Origin of the sequence: Mycolicibacter heraklionensis (assembly GCF_001021505.1) — a bacterium.
Lineage (GTDB): Bacteria > Actinomycetota > Actinomycetes > Mycobacteriales > Mycobacteriaceae > Mycobacterium > Mycobacterium heraklionense.
On record NZ_LDPO01000001.1, the window covers coordinates 1 to 15,532 of the forward strand.

17 protein-coding genes are annotated in these 15,532 nt (G+C 69.0%); 9 read left to right on the top strand and 8 right to left on the bottom strand.

Features of this window, described 5'->3' with window-relative positions:
- Positions 1–191: 191 nt before the first annotated feature.
- A complete protein-coding gene (locus ABW16_RS00005; protein WP_047317101.1) occupies positions 192–1,346 on the top strand; it encodes an Mrp/NBP35 family ATP-binding protein in 1,155 nt (384 codons plus the stop codon).
- Positions 1,347–1,353: 7 nt separating this feature from the next.
- Here ABW16_RS00005 and tatB read toward each other — a convergent pair whose 3' ends face one another.
- The 4 genes from tatB to sigE all read right to left on the bottom strand — a co-directional run bounded on the left by tatB (position 1,354) and on the right by sigE (position 4,658).
- Entirely contained in the window at positions 1,354–1,737 is a 384-nt protein-coding gene (gene tatB, locus ABW16_RS00010; protein ID WP_047317102.1) for a Sec-independent protein translocase protein TatB, read from the bottom strand.
- 12 nt (positions 1,738–1,749) lie between these two features.
- Positions 1,750–3,249, bottom strand: a complete 1,500-nt coding sequence (gene htrA, locus ABW16_RS00015; protein ID WP_047317103.1) for a serine protease HtrA — start codon at positions 3,247–3,249, stop codon at positions 1,750–1,752.
- Positions 3,250–3,336: 87 nt separating this feature from the next.
- Positions 3,337–3,744, bottom strand: a complete 408-nt coding sequence (gene rseA, locus ABW16_RS00020; protein WP_047317104.1) for an anti-sigma E factor RseA — start codon at positions 3,742–3,744, stop codon at positions 3,337–3,339.
- A gap of 122 nt (positions 3,745–3,866) precedes the next feature.
- Positions 3,867–4,658, bottom strand: a complete 792-nt coding sequence (gene sigE, locus ABW16_RS00025; protein WP_082133880.1) for an RNA polymerase sigma factor SigE — start codon at positions 4,656–4,658, stop codon at positions 3,867–3,869.
- A gap of 192 nt (positions 4,659–4,850) precedes the next feature.
- On the opposite strand from sigE, the gene ABW16_RS00030 reads away from it, so the two are divergent.
- From ABW16_RS00030 to ABW16_RS27685, 7 genes are all read left to right on the top strand, one after another.
- Positions 4,851–5,516 carry an O-methyltransferase gene (locus ABW16_RS00030; protein WP_047317619.1) on the top strand — a complete coding sequence of 222 codons (666 nt, stop codon included), beginning with the start codon at positions 4,851–4,853 and terminating at the stop codon, positions 5,514–5,516.
- Between the two features lie 177 nt (positions 5,517–5,693).
- Entirely contained in the window at positions 5,694–6,329 is a 636-nt protein-coding gene (locus ABW16_RS00035) for a TetR/AcrR family transcriptional regulator (RefSeq protein ID WP_047317105.1), read from the top strand.
- Positions 6,319–7,224, top strand: a complete 906-nt coding sequence (locus ABW16_RS00040) for an ABC transporter ATP-binding protein (protein WP_047317106.1) — start codon at positions 6,319–6,321, stop codon at positions 7,222–7,224. Before ABW16_RS00035 ends, ABW16_RS00040 begins: the two co-directional genes overlap by 11 nt.
- Complete coding sequence (locus ABW16_RS00045) at positions 7,221–8,855, top strand: ABC transporter permease (protein ID WP_200900590.1); 1,635 nt, start codon at positions 7,221–7,223, stop codon at positions 8,853–8,855. Before ABW16_RS00040 ends, ABW16_RS00045 begins: the two co-directional genes overlap by 4 nt.
- A 10-nt stretch (positions 8,856–8,865) precedes the next feature.
- Positions 8,866–9,540 (top strand): methyltransferase family protein, encoded by a 675-nt coding sequence (locus ABW16_RS00050; RefSeq protein WP_047317107.1) that lies wholly within the window; start codon positions 8,866–8,868, stop codon positions 9,538–9,540.
- Between the two features lie 17 nt (positions 9,541–9,557).
- A complete protein-coding gene (locus ABW16_RS00055) occupies positions 9,558–10,232 on the top strand; it encodes a methyltransferase family protein (RefSeq protein ID WP_047317621.1) in 675 nt (224 codons plus the stop codon).
- A gap of 91 nt (positions 10,233–10,323) precedes the next feature.
- Positions 10,324–11,709, top strand: coding sequence for a DUF2599 domain-containing protein (locus ABW16_RS27685; protein WP_052956725.1), 1,386 nt, complete (start codon positions 10,324–10,326; stop codon positions 11,707–11,709).
- A 4-nt stretch (positions 11,710–11,713) separates the two neighbouring features.
- Here ABW16_RS27685 and glgC read toward each other — a convergent pair whose 3' ends face one another.
- Positions 11,714–12,928, bottom strand: a complete 1,215-nt coding sequence (gene glgC, locus ABW16_RS00065) for a glucose-1-phosphate adenylyltransferase (RefSeq protein ID WP_047317108.1) — start codon at positions 12,926–12,928, stop codon at positions 11,714–11,716.
- A gap of 139 nt (positions 12,929–13,067) precedes the next feature.
- Here glgC and glgA point away from each other — a divergent pair, with 139 nt between their 5' ends.
- The gene (gene glgA, locus ABW16_RS00070) at positions 13,068–14,228 is read left to right on the top strand and encodes a glycogen synthase (RefSeq protein ID WP_047317109.1); all 1,161 of its coding nucleotides are present in this window, start codon (positions 13,068–13,070) and stop codon (positions 14,226–14,228) included.
- A 15-nt stretch (positions 14,229–14,243) separates the two neighbouring features.
- On the opposite strand, the gene ABW16_RS24060 is transcribed toward glgA, so the two are convergent.
- The 3 genes from ABW16_RS24060 to ABW16_RS00080 all read right to left on the bottom strand — a co-directional run bounded on the left by ABW16_RS24060 (position 14,244) and on the right by ABW16_RS00080 (position 15,461).
- Positions 14,244–14,411 (bottom strand): DUF3117 domain-containing protein, encoded by a 168-nt coding sequence (locus ABW16_RS24060; protein WP_003885506.1) that lies wholly within the window; start codon positions 14,409–14,411, stop codon positions 14,244–14,246.
- 166 nt (positions 14,412–14,577) lie between these two features.
- A complete protein-coding gene (locus ABW16_RS00075) occupies positions 14,578–15,153 on the bottom strand; it encodes a DNA-3-methyladenine glycosylase I (protein WP_047317110.1) in 576 nt (191 codons plus the stop codon).
- Entirely contained in the window at positions 15,150–15,461 is a 312-nt protein-coding gene (locus ABW16_RS00080; protein WP_047317111.1) for a DivIVA domain-containing protein, read from the bottom strand. Before ABW16_RS00080 ends, ABW16_RS00075 begins: the two co-directional genes overlap by 4 nt.
- Positions 15,462–15,532: the final 71 nt, after the last annotated feature.

Consider the following 15,532-nt stretch of genomic DNA (forward strand, 5'->3'; position numbering starts at 1 on the left):
CCCGGAAGCCCCGCCGGCCCCGCCTGCGCCGATGCCGGCCTACGCCGTCGCTCCGGCACCGCCGGACGTACCGGGCGCGCCGCCACCCCAGGCGCCTGCCGGTGCACCCCAGGACGGAGCGCAGGCCGTCCCCCCGGCCTGACGCATCTCACAGGCAAAGGCCCTGCCTCGCTGGCCTAGACTCGGTTGCGATGTCCGAGAATCACGATGAGACTGCGGCCCTGCACGACGCGATCTATGCAGCGCTGGGCAATGTGCTGGACCCCGATATCCGGCGTCCCATCACCGATCTGGGCATGGTCAAGAGCATCGAGATCGCGGACGACCGCAGCGTGCACGTCACGGTCTACCTGACGATCGCCGGCTGCCCGATGAAAGCCGAGATCACCAACAACGTCACCACCGCGATCAACGACGTGCCCGGCACCGGACCCGTCAAGGTCAGCCTGGATGTCTTCAGCGACGAGCAGCGCGCCGAGCTGCGCAAACAGCTGCGTGGCGACGCTCGGGAACCGGTCATCCCGTTCGCCCAGCCGGGCTCACTGACCAAGGTGTACGCGATCGCCTCGGGCAAGGGCGGGGTCGGCAAATCCAGTGTGACGGTCAACCTCGCGGTCGCGCTGGCCGAACGCGGAATGTCCGTCGGGGTGCTCGACGCCGACATCTACGGCCACTCGGTACCACGGATGATGGGCGTCACCGCCCTGCCCACCCAGGTCGACTCGATGATCATGCCGCCGATCGGATACGGCGTGAAGGTGATCTCGATCGCGATGTTCACCCAGGGCAACACACCGGTGGTGTGGCGGGGCCCGATGCTGCACCGGGCGTTGCAGCAGTTCCTGGCCGACGTGTACTGGGGCGACCTGGACGTGCTGTTGCTGGACCTGCCGCCGGGCACCGGTGACATCGCGATCTCGGTGGCACAGTTGGTTCCGTCGGCAGAGATCCTGGTGGTGACGACGCCGCAGCAGGCGGCCGCGGAGGTGGCCGAGCGGGCCGGGGCGATCGCACTGCAGACCCGCCAGCAGGTCGTCGGAGTGGTGGAGAACATGGCCGGACTGGCCATGCCCGACGGGTCCACCATGCACCTGTTCGGCGAGGGCGGCGGCGAGCGGGTCGCCGAGCGGCTGACCCGGGCGATGGGCCGTGACGTGCCGCTGCTGGGTCAGGTGCCGATCGACAGCGAGATGGTGACCGGCGGCGACTCCGGATCCCCGGTGGTGCTCTCGCCGGACTCGGTGGCGGGCAAGGAGCTGCGCCGAGTCGCCGATCAGCTGGCCACCCGCCGACGCGGGCTGGTGGGGATGTCGCTGGGCTTGGACACCGGGGGCTCCCAGCGCTGAGTGTGGTCTAGGTCGCGTCGGTGTCGAAGGGAGCCGGTCCCCCCGGCTCGGGCACCACGGCCGGTGTCAGCGGCTTCGGGCGAGGCTCTGCGGCCAGCGAACCGACTGCGGTGAACAGTGAATCGTCGCCATCGAGCAGATGCCGGGTCAGCGCGGCGCGCGGTGTCATGCCGCGTAACTTCTGCAGTTCGCTCAGCGGCGCCCGAAGGTCGTCGAACTCCGGACCGATCTCTTCGCGTAGCTGGTCGGTGGCGTTGGTGACGTAGTCGCGGGCCTGGCGCAGCGCGCCGGCGGTCCACCGGATGGCTCCCGGCAGCCGCTCCGGGCCCAGGACCACCAGCCCGATCACCACGAGGACGAGCATCTCGCCCCAGCCGACATTCGCGAACATCGAGGCGAACTTCTAACCGTCGGGGGTGGGGGTCACCGTCAGCGTCACATGGCGCCCGTCCCGGACCACCTCGACCGGGGCTTCCTTGCCGATGGTCAGATTGCGGACCGCCACGACGAATTCGTTGGCGTCGGCCACGGTACGGTCACCGATCTTGACCACCACGTCGTTCTCCAGCATGCCGCCCTTCTCCGCGGGGCTGCCCACCTTGACGTTGGCGATCTGCGCGCCGGAGGCGATGGCGTTGCTGACCGAGCGAGCGCTGACCCCCAGCGTGGGGTGCACGATCTTGCCGTCCTTGATCAGCGCCTCGGCCACGGTCTTCATCTCATTGACCGGGATCGCGAATCCCAGCCCGCTGGCGCTGTCGGACAACGACTTTCCGGCGGTGTTGATCCCGACCAGCTGGGCATCCATGTCGATCAGCGCACCGCCGGAGTTGCCGTGGTTGATCGAGGCGTCGGTCTGCACCGCGTCGATGACGGTGTCGGTGTCGGAGTCGTCGCCGGACAGCGGCACGGGCCGGTGTACGGCGCTGATGATGCCGTGGGTCACGGTGCTGCGCAGGCCCAGCGGAGCTCCCGCCGCGATCACCTCGTCACCGACCCGGATCTTGTCGGAGTCACCGAGACGGGCCACCGACAGGTTGTCGACGTTGTCGACCTTGAGCACGGCCAGGTCGGTCTTCGGGTCGCGACCGACCAGGTTGGCCAGCACCTCTTTGCCGTCGTTGAACACCACCGTGGTCTTGAACTTGCTGGGGTTGTTGGCGGCTTCGGAGATCACGTGGTTGTTGGTGACGATGTAGCCCTTGCCGTCGATCACCACCCCGGAGCCCTGCATGCCCTGGTCGTCGCTGACCGACTCGATGGTCACCACGGAATTCGCGATGGCTTCGGCGACCTTGGCGAACCGCCCGGCCGGCTCCTCGGCGTTGCCCTTGGTGGACAGCGTCACCTTCGACGTCGTGAATGCCTCGACGACCTGCGCGGTGGTACGTCCCACCCAGCCGCCGACCATGCCGATCGCCAGCGCAATCGCGGCCAGCGTGGCCAGCGCCCGGTAGGAGATCCGGTCGCCGAACAGCACGTCGCGCACGCCGAGGCGGCCACCCCACTCGCCGGGCGCCCGCGGTGCGGGCGGGACCACGGCCGGCGCACCCAGGGCGGCGCCGGCGGCGGGGTCACGCCACGGGTCGCGGGTGTCTTCCAGCCCGTCCGGTTTGCCGTTGCGGCCCAGCGCGCCGGCGTCGGCAGGATGGCGCTGCAACGAGGGGCCGCTGCCGTAGGGCCGACTGAAGGCCTCTTTGAGCACCGGGTCCGGCGGCAGGTCACGCGGGGTGAACTCGCCCTGTTCACGGTACTTCTTGGGCCGTACGTCGGCGGGAATGAAAGAACCGGGCACCCCGTCGGGCCGGCCGAAGGCCTTTTTGGACGCACTGTCCACAGGGGGCCGGTAGACGGGTCGCGGTGCCAAGCGGTTACCGCCGGCGTTCTCGTTGTTGGAGCTCACCTATTCCTCTTCCGGGTCCAGCCCTGGGTCGCTTCCAGGCTCCGCGAGCACAGCATCACCGGGCGCTGGCGCCGCTGGAGATCCACCTTACCGACGTTTACGGCGTTCTTGAGGTTTGCCGTCGTCGAACCGGGCGGGCATCGGCCTGGTCGGCTCGTCGGGCGAACAGTCGGCCGGGGAATCGGGGATCTGGGCCAACAGGCCGAGCAGCGCGGAGGGAATCCGGATCGGATGCGAATCGCGCAGGGCCGAGCGCGCCCGGCCCTGGTATTCCACTTCGGCCGCGCAATCGGGGCACAGCGACAGGTGGTGGGCCGCGCGCAGGTGGGCGTTCATCCGCAACTCACCGTCGACGTAGGCGGTGATCGCCTCGCTGCAGAGATGTTCGGTGGACCCGAACTGGCGCGGGGCACCGACCGGCGCGTCACTTTGCGAGGCGAACTGAGCGGGCAGCCAGGAGAATGCGCGACGGAAGACACCTCCGCGGTCCGTCACACCGGACTCCTCTCCGATCGCATACCCAGATCAGCACTCAATCGGGCTCAATAAAGACCCAATAAGAATGTAGCGCGATACCGCCCGCGGACGCGGAAACCCGAAGGTGTCGGCGGCGCGGCTCAGCCGGCCGCGACGCCGCCGAAGGCCAAACCGTCGCGCTGACTGGTTCGAGCGGCGAGATAGTCACGCAGGGCCTGGCGGCCTCGGTGAATACGGCTGCGCACGGTGCCCAGCTTCACCCCGAGCGTGGCCCCGACCTCCTCGTAGGACAGGCCTTCGATGTCGCACAGCACGACCGCAGCGCGGAACTCCGGCGCCAACGAGTCCAGCGCTGCCTGCAGGTCCGGGTCCAGCCGCGCATCGTGGTAGATCTGCTCGGGGTCGGGCTCGTCGGCGGGCACCCGGTCGTAGTCCTCCGGCAGCGCCTCCATTCGGACGCGCCCCCGCCTGCGCACCATGTCCAGGAACAGGTTGGTGGTGATGCGGTGCAGCCAGCCCTCGAAGGTTCCGGGCTGGTAGTTGTGCACCGAACGGAACACCCGGATGAAGGTCTCCTGGGTGAGATCCTCTGCGTCCTGCTGGTTTCCGGAGAGCCGGTAAGCCAGCCGGTAGACCCGGTCGGCGTGCTGGCGCACCAGTTCGTCCCACGACGGCATCGCCGCAACGTCTCCGGTGGCGTCGAACACCGCGGTGCCCTGCGGCTCCTCGGGCTGTTCGACCCAATCGGTGTCGGAGTAACGGTCCGAGTGGGTGGTCGGGTGCGACATGGCGACCGGGGGCAGCAAAGTGGTTATGGCGACGTCCTCTAGCTCGGGTCCGCCGTCTGGCGACGGCAGCTCACTATCGCGGTCAACGCGCACCGGGCCCCTCGTATTCCTAGCGTCTCGAGGCCGGTTCCTACCTCGTTCCATGCCGATACCGTTGCCTATCGCGGTATGCCAGCTCTGTGCTGTCACTGAACTCCGACTGTGAACCTGTGTTCGAATACGCCACGCACTGCGGTTATACGACCAGGTAACAGTTCGGACACGGGCCGCGCCCCGGGCGTGTCGGGCGGGCGCGCCGGTGCGCGGGCCGAAACGGCTTTGTCCTACGCTGCGGACATGGCCAGCACCGACGACACTCCCGGGGAGCCGCCGCGCAGTCGAGCCGATGCTCTGTTGGCGCACGCCGAGGACTCCATGACCGAGGACGCTGTTCTGGCAGCCGCCCGCGACCGGGCCGGGGAGATCGGCGTCGGGTCGATCAGCGCCGCGGTCGGCGCGCTGCTGAGCCTGCTGACCAAACTCAGCGGCGGCAAGGCGGTGGTCGAGGTGGGCACCGGCGCCGGCGTCAGCGGGCTGTGGCTGCTGTCGGGGATGGGCGAAGACGGCGTGCTGACCACGATCGACATCGAGCCCGAGCACCAGCGGACCGCCAAGCAGGCCTTCGGTGACGCCGGAATCGGGCCCGGCAGAACACGGTTCATCAGCGGCCGCGCCCAAGAGGTTCTGACCCGTCTCGCCGACGAGTCCTACGACCTGGTGTTCGTCGACGCCGACCCGATCGACCAGCCCGGCTACGTCCTGGAAGCCGTGCGGTTGCTGCGGCCCGGCGGCGTGGTCGTGGTGCACCGGGCCGCCTTGGGCGGCCGGGCCGGAGATCCGGCGGCCAACGACCCCGAGGTGCTTGCCGTGCGCGAAGCCGCCCGGCTGATCGCCGTGGACGAGCGGCTGACCCCGGCGTTGATTCCGCTGGGCGACGGCCTGTTGGCCGCCGTCCGCGACTGAGACTTCACCCCCCACCCACCTGCACTCCCGCACGCACCTGCGCTCCCCACCCACCTGCGCGAGCGTGCGCGTTGGTACGCGACACGCCGCGTTCTGACGGACAAACACGCACCCTCGCGCCAATGGGTGGGGGCAAGGTCTTGACACTCGACTGAACGCGTGTTTAGCGTATTGAACATGCGTTCAGCGGACTTGACGGCCACCGCGAGAATCCGCGATGCGGCCATCGAGCAGTTCGGGCGGCAGGGATTCGGTGTCAGCGTCCGGGCTATCGCCGAGGCCGCCGGAGTCAGCGCCGCTCTGGTCATCCACCACTTCGGCTCCAAAGAGGGGCTGCGCAGGGCCTGCGACGAGTTCGTCGCCGAAGAGATCCGCAGCGGTAAATCCGAGGCGATGCGCTCGGCTGACCCCGGAACCTGGTTCGCGCAGATGGCCGAAATCGAGTCCTATGCGCCGATGATGGCCTACCTGGTCCGCAGCATGCAGTCCGGCGGCGAGCTGGCAAACACGTTGTGGCGCAGGATGATGGACAACGCCGAAGGCTACCTCGACGAGGGCGTACGCGCCGGCACCCTCAAACCCAGCCGCGACCCGAAAGCCCGGGCCCGCTTCCTGGCCGTCAACAACGGCGGCGGATTCCTGCTGTATCTGCAGATGCACGAGAACCCGACCGATCTGCGCGCCGTGCTGCGCGACTACGCGCGCGACATGATCTTGCCCGCGCTCGAGATCTACACCGAGGGCCTGATGACCGACCGCACCATGTACGACGCTTTCCTGGCGACCGAACAAGGGGGAACGGATGCGACCTGACAACCATTGGCCGGCAATCGAAATCCGCGGACTGAAGAAGAGCTTCGGCCAGGTCAAGGCGCTCGACGGACTGGACCTGACCGTCTACGGCGGCGAGGTGCACGGCTTCCTCGGCCCCAACGGCGCCGGCAAATCCACCACCATCCGCATCCTGCTGGGCCTGGTGAAGGCCGACAGCGGGACCGTGCGGCTGCTCGGCGGTGATCCCAGGACCGACGCGGTCGAGCTGCACCGCGAGATCGCCTACGTTCCAGGCGATGTCACCTTGTGGCCGGCATTGACCGGAGGCGAGATCATCGACCTGCTGGCGCGGATGCGCGGCGGCCTCGACGAGCGGCGCCGCGACGAGTTGATCGAGCGCTTCGACCTGGACCCGAGCAAGAAGGCCCGCACCTACTCCAAGGGCAACCGTCAGAAGGTCTCGCTGATCTCCGCCTTCTCCTCGCACGCCCGGCTGCTCGTGCTCGACGAGCCCAGCACCGGACTGGACCCCTTGATGGAGAACGTCTTCCAGCAATGCGTCGCCGGGGCGAGCCGGCGCGGAGCCACCGTTCTGCTGTCCAGCCACATTCTGGCCGAGACCGAGACGCTGTGCCAGCGGGTGACGATCATCCGGGCCGGGCGCGTGGTCGAAAGCGGCTCGCTGGAATCGCTGCGGCACCTGCGTCGCACCTCGATTCAGGCTGACCTGATGCGCGATCCGGGTGATCTGACCCGCATCCCGGGGGTCGCGGACGTGCGATACACCGGCACCGTGCTGCATGCGCAGGTCGACAGCGCCAGCCTCGCAGAGCTCATCGCGGTGCTCGGCGCAGCCGGCGTGCGCAGCCTCACCAGCCAACCACCGACGCTCGAAGAGCTGTTCCTGCGTCACTACGACACGGTCCGGGCATGACTGCCGTCGTCGTCCAACCCGCGTCACCGCAATACCGCCGGGGCGGATCGAATCTCGTTGGCACGCTGGGGCTGCTGCGCCTGTGCCTGCGCCGCGACCGCATCGTGCTGCCCTTGTGGGTGCTGCTGTTGTCGCTGCCGCTGGCCAGCGTCTACATCGCGAGCGTCGAGGCGATCTATCCCAGCGCCGCCGACCGCGCCGGCCTGGCCGCGACCATCATGGCCAGCCCGGCGCAGCGCGCGATGTACGGCCAGGTCTACAACGACTCCCTCGGCGCGGTGGGCATTTGGAAGGCCGGGATTTTCCACCTGCTGATCGCGGTCGCGGTGATCCTGACCGTCATCCGGCACACCCGCGCCGACGAGGAGACCGGCCGCACCGAGCTGATCGACTCGACCGCGGTGGGCCGCTATGCCGGGCTGACCGGCGCGCTACTGCTGGCGTCGGGTGCGTCGGTGGCCACCGGTGTGATCGGGGCGGCGGGCCTGCTGACCACCGCCGTGCCGGCCGCCGGATCGTGGGCGTTCGGAGCGGCACTGGCCTGCTCCGGGCTGGTGTTCACCGCCGTGGCCGCGGTTGCCGCCCAGTTGTCACCCAGCGCACGGTTCGCCCGTGGCGCCGCGTTCGGCGTGCTGGCCGGCGCGTTCACGCTGCGCGCCGTGGGCGATGCGGGATCGGGTGCGCTGTCGTGGCTCTCACCCCTGGGCTGGTCGCTACAGGTCCGGCCGTACGCCGGTGACCGCTGGTGGGTGCTGCTACTGCATCTGGCCGCGACGGCTGCGCTCACCTGGCTGGCCTATCGGCTCGCCGCCCGCCGCGATGTCGGGGCCGGGCTGCTGGCCGACCGTCCGGGCCCCCGCCGGGCGGCGCCGACGCTGGCGGGCACGTTCGGCTTGACGTGGCGGCTCGACCGCGGGGCGCTGCTGCTGTGGACGACTGCCCTGGTGCTCTACGGGCTGCTGGTCGGCAGCGTGGTGCACGGTATCGGCGACGAAGTGGGCAGCGACCGCGCCCGCGACGTCGTCATCCGGCTGGGCGGTACCGGGGCGCTGGAGCATGCATTCGTCGCGGTGGCGTTCACCATGCTGGGCATGGTCGCGGCAGCTTTCGCGGTGTCGCTGGTACTGCGGCTGCACCAGGAGGAAGCCGCAACGCGCGCCGAGACGCTGCTCGCCGGAGCGTTGTCGCGAAATCGTTGGTTGGCAAGCCATCTGGTGGCCGCACTGGCCGGATCGACGCTCGCGATGCTCGCTGCCGGGCTGGTGGCCGGAATCGTCTACGGGACGGCGACCGGCGACATCGGCGCCCAGGTGCCCGCGGTGGTGGGCAGCGCCGCCGTGCAGTTGCCGGCGGTCTGGCTGCCCGCGGCCGTGGCGGTCGCCTTGTTCGGGCTCGTCCCCAGGGTCGCGCCCGCCGCGTGGGCGGTGCTGACCGGGTTCGTCGCGCTGTATCTGCTCGGCTCCATCTCCGGACTGCCGCAGTGGCTGCTCGACCTCGAACCATTCGCCCACATCCCGGTGATCGGAGACGGCGCGCTGCGCGTCGTGCCGCTGGTGGTGCTGCTGGCGATCGACGCCGCACTGATCGCCGTGGGCTTGCAGGCTTTCCGGCGCAGGGATCTGACGACATGAGGAGGACGACGTGAAAGCTGTTGGCAAAGGTTTGTTTTCAGCCTTTTTGGGCCTGGTTGCCTTCGGATTGCTGCTGTTCGTGCCGGCCGGGACAGTGCACTACTGGCAGGCCTGGGTGTTCCTCGCGGTGTTCGCCGCGTCCACCTGGATTCCCAGTGTCTACCTGATGCGCACCAATCCGGCCGCACTCGATCGGCGGATGCAGGTAGGGCCGCTGGCGGAGACGCGGCCAGTGCAACGGATCGTGATCACCGCCATCTTCATCTGCTTTCCCGCCCTGTTCGTCCTGAGCGCGGTGGATCACCGTCTCGGATGGTCGACGGTGCCGACGGCGGTCTGCCTGTTCGGCGACGTGCTGGTGGCGGCCGGACTGCTCCTGGCCATGGCGGTGGTCATCCAGAACGGCTACGCGGCGGCCAACGTCACCGTCGAAGCGGGCCAGGCGCTGGTCTCCACGGGCCTGTACGGGCTGGTGCGGCACCCGATGTACACCGGGAACGTCCTCCTGATGGCCGGTACGCCACTGGCGCTCGGCTCCTACTGGGGGCTGGTCTTGCTGCTGCCGGGGATGGCCCTGCTGATCGTGCGCATCTTCGACGAGGAGCGGTTGCTGACCCAGGAACTGAGCGGATATCGCGAGTACACCGCGCGGGTGCGTTACCGACTGCTGCCCTACGTGTGGTGAACGAGAAGGCGGCGCGCATGAAGATCATCGGTCAGGCCGTGGGCTACGGACTGGTTGCGACAGTGCTGTGGGGCGTGGTGTTGTTCTGGCCGGCGGGCACCTTCGACTACTGGCAGGCCTGGGCGTTCCTGGCGATCTACGCGGTCATCAGCATCGCCTGCTGCGTCTACTGGGGCCTCACCAGTCCGGGCGTGTTGCAGCGACGGCTGCGCGGTGGGCCCGCGGCCGAGTCCAGGCCCGCCCAGAAGTTTGCCAGCACGGCCCTGATCGGGGCATTCACCGCCACGTTCGTGGTCAGCGCCGTAGACCATCGGTTCGGCTGGTCGACACCCCCGACAGAGGTCTCGATCCTCGGGCTGGTGACGGTGACGCTCGGGTTGTGCCTGGGCGTCCTGGCTGTCGTCGAAAACGGCTACGCCGCGGCCAACATCACCGTCGAGAACGAACAGCCGGTGATATCGACCGGGATGTACGGCCTGGTCCGGCACCCGATGTACTTCAGCGTGCTGGTCACCATGATCGGCCTGTCCCTTGCGCTCGGCTCGTACTGGGGGCTGGTCTGTGTGCTCGTCAGCCTGCCCATCCTGGTGGTCCGAATCCTCGACGAGGAGCAGTTGCTGGCCCAGGAGCTCAGCGGATACCGCGAATACACCCGCCACGTCCGCTACCGTCTGCTGCCCTACCTCTGGTGATGGGCCCGGCGGGATACCGCCGCGGACTCCAGTGGCTTACAGTTCCCTAAGTAAAGACTGTTAGTTCCTACTTAGGAAGATCGGTAGAGCCATGCGCGCACGCAAGCAGGGCAGCGTCACCCGCGGTATCGGCACCCGCACCGTCTCCCCCACCCGTACGGCCGCCGCTGCAGCAGGCGCCCTGGTAGTGGGCCTCACCCCGATGCTGGCCGCCGCCCCGGCGCAGGCGGACTGGGACTGGCTGCTCGATGCAGCGGCGCCGGTGGAAGTCGCCGGCAGCGCGGCAGGCGGGCTCGACTTGGGCAGTCTGATGGCGCTGGTCCAGTCTTTCACCGACCAACTCGATCCGGCCACCAACAAGCTGTTCTCCGACGTCATTGACGCGGTGCTGGCCTGGCCCGGCCCGAGCCAGTCCCTCGACACCGCCGACTGGGTGAACCAGTTCATCTACGCACCGCTGCATGACGGGCTCCAGCAGTGGATTGCCAGCCCGTTCGGCGAGCTCAGCCTGGGTGTGATCAACGCACCGTTTGCCACGCTGTTCGGCCGCGATCTGATCGGCGACGGCATCGACGGGTTCGACGGCGTCAACACCAGCCTGTTCGGTCAGTCGGGCTGGTTCGGCGACGCCGGTGATGGCGGCTTCCTGTTCGGCGACGGCGGAGCCGGCGTCGCGGGTATCGACGGGATCGGCGGCGCCGGCGGCGACGCGGGCTTCTTCGGCAACGGTGGAGCGGGCGGGCTGGGCGGTGTCGGAGCCGCCGGCGGCGACGGCGGCGCCGGCGGCTGGTTCATGGGCGTGGGCGGCGCGGGCGGTGCCGGCGGCGCGGGTGCGGGCGGCGGCACCGGCGGCGTGGGAGTCGGCATGCTGCTGGGCACCGGGGGCACCGGCGGCGCCGGGGGCATCGGTGTTGCGGGGGACATCGGCGGTGACGGCGGAGTGGGCGGTGCCGGGGCCTGGTGGACGGGCCGCGGCGGCGACGGCGGCGTCGGCGGTGAAGGCGACGGGGACGAAAACGGTGGCGCCGGGGGCGACGGCGGCGCGGGTGGGCTGTTGTTCGGCCGCGGCGGCGACGGCGGCCTCGGCGGTGAAGGCGGCGCGGGTGGCCTGGGCGGCGCGGGCGGCTTCCTGGGCGCCGCGGGAATCAGCGCGGCGCCGTACGTCGCGAACACCCAGTGGGTGACCTACGACGGCGGAACCAGCCTGCGCGTCTACCCGACCGACACCGGCCGAACCGAGGCCGGCGAGCCCGGCACCCTGCGCCAGGGCGAGCAGGCCTGGGCGGAAGTCGTGAAGCGCAACCCGGAGGCCAACAACCCCGGCATGCGCGCGCAGTTCCTGTGCCACTGGCAGTTCGCCGAATTCATCCAGCCCGGCAAGACCAGTTGGAATCTGGAGCCGTGGCGCCCGGACGTGAGCACCCTGAACCTGCTCGCCAACGGCTGCAACCCCGGCGGCGCCGAGGAGCCGTTCTAATCCGCTAGATCCAAACTCCCTTTCCGACGGCCACCACGCCGCCGGCGCTGATGGAGAACCGTTCCCGGTCCTTCTCCAGGTCGACACCGATCATCTCGCCGGGCCCGACCACGACGTTCTTGTCCAGGATCGCGTGCCGCACCACCGCGCCGCGTCCCACCCGGGCCCCGGGCATGATCACGCTGTCCTCCACGATCGCGCCGTCGTCGATCACCACATTCGACGACAGCACCGAGTTGCGCACCGAGCCCGCCGAGATGACGCTGCCGGCGCCCACCACCGACTCCTGCGCCGAGCCGCCGTTGACGAACTTCGCCGGCGCCAGGTTCTCGGTCGCGCCGTGAATCGGCCAGCGGTTGTTGTACAGGTTGAACACCGGGTGCGCTGACACCAAGTCCATGTGCGCGTCGTAGAACGCGTCCAGAGTTCCGACGTCACGCCAGTAGCCGCGATCCCGCTCGGTGGCGCCGGGCACCTCGTTGTCGGAGAAGTCGTAGACCGCGGCCATTCCGTCGGCCACCAGGCGCGGCATGATGTCGCCGCCCATGTCGTGGTCGGAGTGGTCATCGTCGGCGTCGGCGCGGATCGCGTCGATCAGCACCTTGGTGGTGAAGACGTAGTTGCCCATCGACACATACGTGCTGGCCGGATCATCGGGCGTGCCAGGAGGGTTCGCCGGCTTCTCCATGAACCCGCGGATCCGGCCGGACTCGTCGGCGTCGATGCAACCGAACGCGGAGGCTTCCGCGCGCGGCACCCGAACCCCCGCGACGGTCGCCCCGGCCCCACTGTCGATGTGGAAGCGCACCATCTGTTCGGGGTCCATCCGGTACACGTGGTCGGCTCCGAAGACCACGATGTAGTCCGGGTCTTCGTCGAAGATCAGGTTCAGCGACTGATAGATGGCGTCGGCGGACCCGGTGTACCAGCGCGGGCCGAGGCGCTGTTGCGCCGGCACCGGCGTGATGTACTCCCCCGCCAGGCCGCTCAACCGCCAGTTCTGCGAGATGTGCCGGTCCAGCGAATGCGACTTGTACTGCGTCAGAACGCAAATCCGCAGGTAGCGAGCGTTGACCAGATTCGACAGCACGAAGTCGATCAACCGGTAGGCACCCCCGAAGGGGACCGCCGGCTTGGCTCGGTCCGCCGTCAGCGGGTGCAGCCGCTTGCCCTCCCCACCGGCCAGGACGATGCCCAGCACATGCGGCGCTTCCCTCATGGCCACAAACCTATCGGCCACTTCGAAGCCCTGCCAGGTTGACCGCACGATTGGCGACGGTTCTTTACCAAAGCGTCGTCACAGATCGCCGGTCGATCCGCTGCGTGGCCGCCGATCTGCGACCGCTACCGTGCCGGTTATGCGGGTGGCGATGCTGACTCGGGAATACCCCCCGGAGATCTATGGCGGTGCGGGTGTCCATGTCACCAACCTGGTCGAAGCGCTGCGGCGGTTGTGTCACGTCGACGTGCACTGCATGGGCGCGCCGCGGCCGGGTGCACACGCGCATCAGCCCGATCCGGCGCTGCGGGACGCCAATCCGGCGCTCGGGACGCTGTCGGCCGACCTGACGATGGTCGACGCCGTCAGCTCGGCCGATGTCGCGCACTCGCACACCTGGTACACCGCGCTGGCCGGCCGGCTGGCGGCGCTGCTGTACGACATCCCGCATGTGCTGACCGCGCATTCGCTGGAGCCGCTGCGCCCCTGGAAGGCCGAACAGCTGGGCGGCGGCTACCGGGTGTCGTCGTGGGCCGAAAAGGAGGCGACGACGGCCGCAGACGCGGTCATCGCGGTCAGCTCGGCCATGCGCGACGACCTGCTGCGGGTCTACCCGGAGTTGCGACCCGACCGCGTGCACGTGATCTACAGCGGCATCGACACCGAGGTCTGGCGTCCGCAGCCCACCGGTGCCGATTCGATGCCGGCCGAACTCGGTGTCGACCCGGACCGGCCGATGGTGGCCTTCGTCGGGAGGATCACCCGCCAAAAGGGGGTGGCCCATCTGGTGGCCGCCGCCCACCAGTTCCACCCTGATGTGCAACTGGTGTTGTGCGCGGGCGCCCCTGACACACCGGAGATCGCCGATGAGGTCAGTGCCGCGGTGGCCGATCTGGCCGCCGCCCGCAGCGGGGTGTTCTGGATTCAGGAGACCCTGCCCGCCCGACAGATCCGCGAATTACTCTCGGCGGCAACGGTTTTTGTATGCCCGTCGGTCTACGAGCCGCTGGGCATCGTCAATCTGGAGGCGATGGCCTGCGGCACCGCCGTGGTGGCCTCCGACGTCGGCGGTATCCCGGAGGTGATCACCGACGGCGTGACCGGCACCCTGGTCCACTACGACGGCACCGATCCGGACGGCTACCACGCCGAACTCGCCGAAGCGGTCAACGCGTTGATCACCGACCCGGCCCGTGCGCAGCGTTACGGCGACGCCGGGAGGCGCCGCTGCGAGGAGGTGTTCTCCTGGGCGCGAGTGGCCGAGCAGACCCTGGCCGTCTACCGGCAGGCGGGCCGCTAGCCAGACCGACCCGTCTTAGCTGGTGACGGCTTTGAGTTCGTCGCCGAGCGCAGCGGCCTCGTCGGGAGTCAACTCGACGACCAGCCGTCCACCACCCTCAAGTGGTACCCGCATCACGATGCCGCGCCCCTCTTTGGTCGCTTCCAACGGACCGTCACCGGTCCGGGGCTTCATCGCCGCCATCGAGTGCTCCCTCCAGGTACCAGCCCGCAGGCCGTGCCCATGATCTGCGCCGGGTGTGCTCGGCAGTCGCAGCGTCCGGCTTCGAACTGCAAATTCACTCCGCCATTCTCCCCTATCGGCGACGGCGCGTGCACAAGACCCGATTCCAGGTCGCATTTTAGTGGATCTAGGCAGTTGCCGGCGGCACCCAACATGCTTGGATGTGGTCGTCAACCATGCCTGTGGCCTGCATCAACGCATACGCGGTCGTGGGTCCCACGAATCGGAACCCGCGACGCTTCAATTCGCGCGCCATCGCCGTCGATTCCGGCGTGACGGCGGGTATTGCCGACAGGTCCACCGGGCGCGGACGTGGCGGCGGGGCGAATGACCACAACAGGTCCGCCAAATCGGTGGAACCCAGGGCAATGGTCGCCCGGGCGTTGGCGATCGTCGCCTCGATCTTGGCTCGGTTGCGCACGATGCCGGGATCGTCCATCAGCCGGGCCACGTCGGCGTCGGTGAAGCCGGCGACGGTCTCGACGTCGAAATCGGCGAACGCGCGCCGGAAGTTCTCCCGCTTGCGCAGAATCACCAGCCACGACAGTCCGCTCTGGAAGGCTTCCAGGCTGACCCGCTCGAACAGCGCCGCCCGGTCCCGCACCGGACGGCCCCACTCCTGGTCGTGGTAGTCGCGGTAGAGCACCGAGCCGTTGTTGACCCAGCCGCACCGGATCTGGCCGTCGTCGGGTGCGCTGCTCAACGGGACTCCGCCTCGGTCGCGGCGGCCGCCTGCGCCGCGGCAAGCTGGCCGCGGAGCTGGTCAAGCTCGGCGCCGAGGCGCTCCAGCACCCAGTCGACCTCACCGGTGTTGTAGCCGCGCAGCACCTGGGAGAACTTGACCGCGTCGACATCGGCGCCCGTGACGCCGGAGGCGGGCAGCATGGTCGCCGTCGTCGCCCGCGGCAGCGGCGGCAGCTGCTCGCCCCGGCCGAACAGCGTGCTGGCCACCCCGAACAGCAGCAACGCGGTGAGCACGAGCACAACGAGGTACAGCAACACCAGTGTCACGGCATCGATAGTGCCTCATTGCACCGACACGGGGGGCGGTGCCGACTGGATCAGCGCTGGCGATCGCCAGG

What these genes read in the sequence shown, in the direction of transcription:
- ABW16_RS00005 (WP_047317101.1), top strand. Translation starts at nt 192, where the DNA reads ATGTCCGAGAATCACGATGAGACTGCGGCCCTGCACGACGCGATCTAT.
- tatB (WP_047317102.1), bottom strand. Translation starts at nt 1,737, where the DNA reads ATGTTCGCGAATGTCGGCTGGGGCGAGATGCTCGTCCTCGTGGTGATC.
- sigE (WP_082133880.1), bottom strand. Translation starts at nt 4,658, where the DNA reads ATGGAACGAGGTAGGAACCGGCCTCGAGACGCTAGGAATACGAGGGGC.
- ABW16_RS00030 (WP_047317619.1), top strand. Translation starts at nt 4,851, where the DNA reads ATGGCCAGCACCGACGACACTCCCGGGGAGCCGCCGCGCAGTCGAGCC.
- ABW16_RS00035 (WP_047317105.1), top strand. Translation starts at nt 5,694, where the DNA reads ATGCGTTCAGCGGACTTGACGGCCACCGCGAGAATCCGCGATGCGGCC.
- ABW16_RS00040 (WP_047317106.1), top strand. Translation starts at nt 6,319, where the DNA reads ATGCGACCTGACAACCATTGGCCGGCAATCGAAATCCGCGGACTGAAG.
- ABW16_RS00045 (WP_200900590.1), top strand. Translation starts at nt 7,221, where the DNA reads ATGACTGCCGTCGTCGTCCAACCCGCGTCACCGCAATACCGCCGGGGC.
- ABW16_RS00055 (WP_047317621.1), top strand. Translation starts at nt 9,558, where the DNA reads ATGAAGATCATCGGTCAGGCCGTGGGCTACGGACTGGTTGCGACAGTG.
- ABW16_RS27685 (WP_052956725.1), top strand. Translation starts at nt 10,324, where the DNA reads ATGCGCGCACGCAAGCAGGGCAGCGTCACCCGCGGTATCGGCACCCGC.
- glgC (WP_047317108.1), bottom strand. Translation starts at nt 12,928, where the DNA reads ATGAGGGAAGCGCCGCATGTGCTGGGCATCGTCCTGGCCGGTGGGGAG.
- glgA (WP_047317109.1), top strand. Translation starts at nt 13,068, where the DNA reads ATGCGGGTGGCGATGCTGACTCGGGAATACCCCCCGGAGATCTATGGC.
- ABW16_RS24060 (WP_003885506.1), bottom strand. Translation starts at nt 14,411, where the DNA reads ATGGCGGCGATGAAGCCCCGGACCGGTGACGGTCCGTTGGAAGCGACC.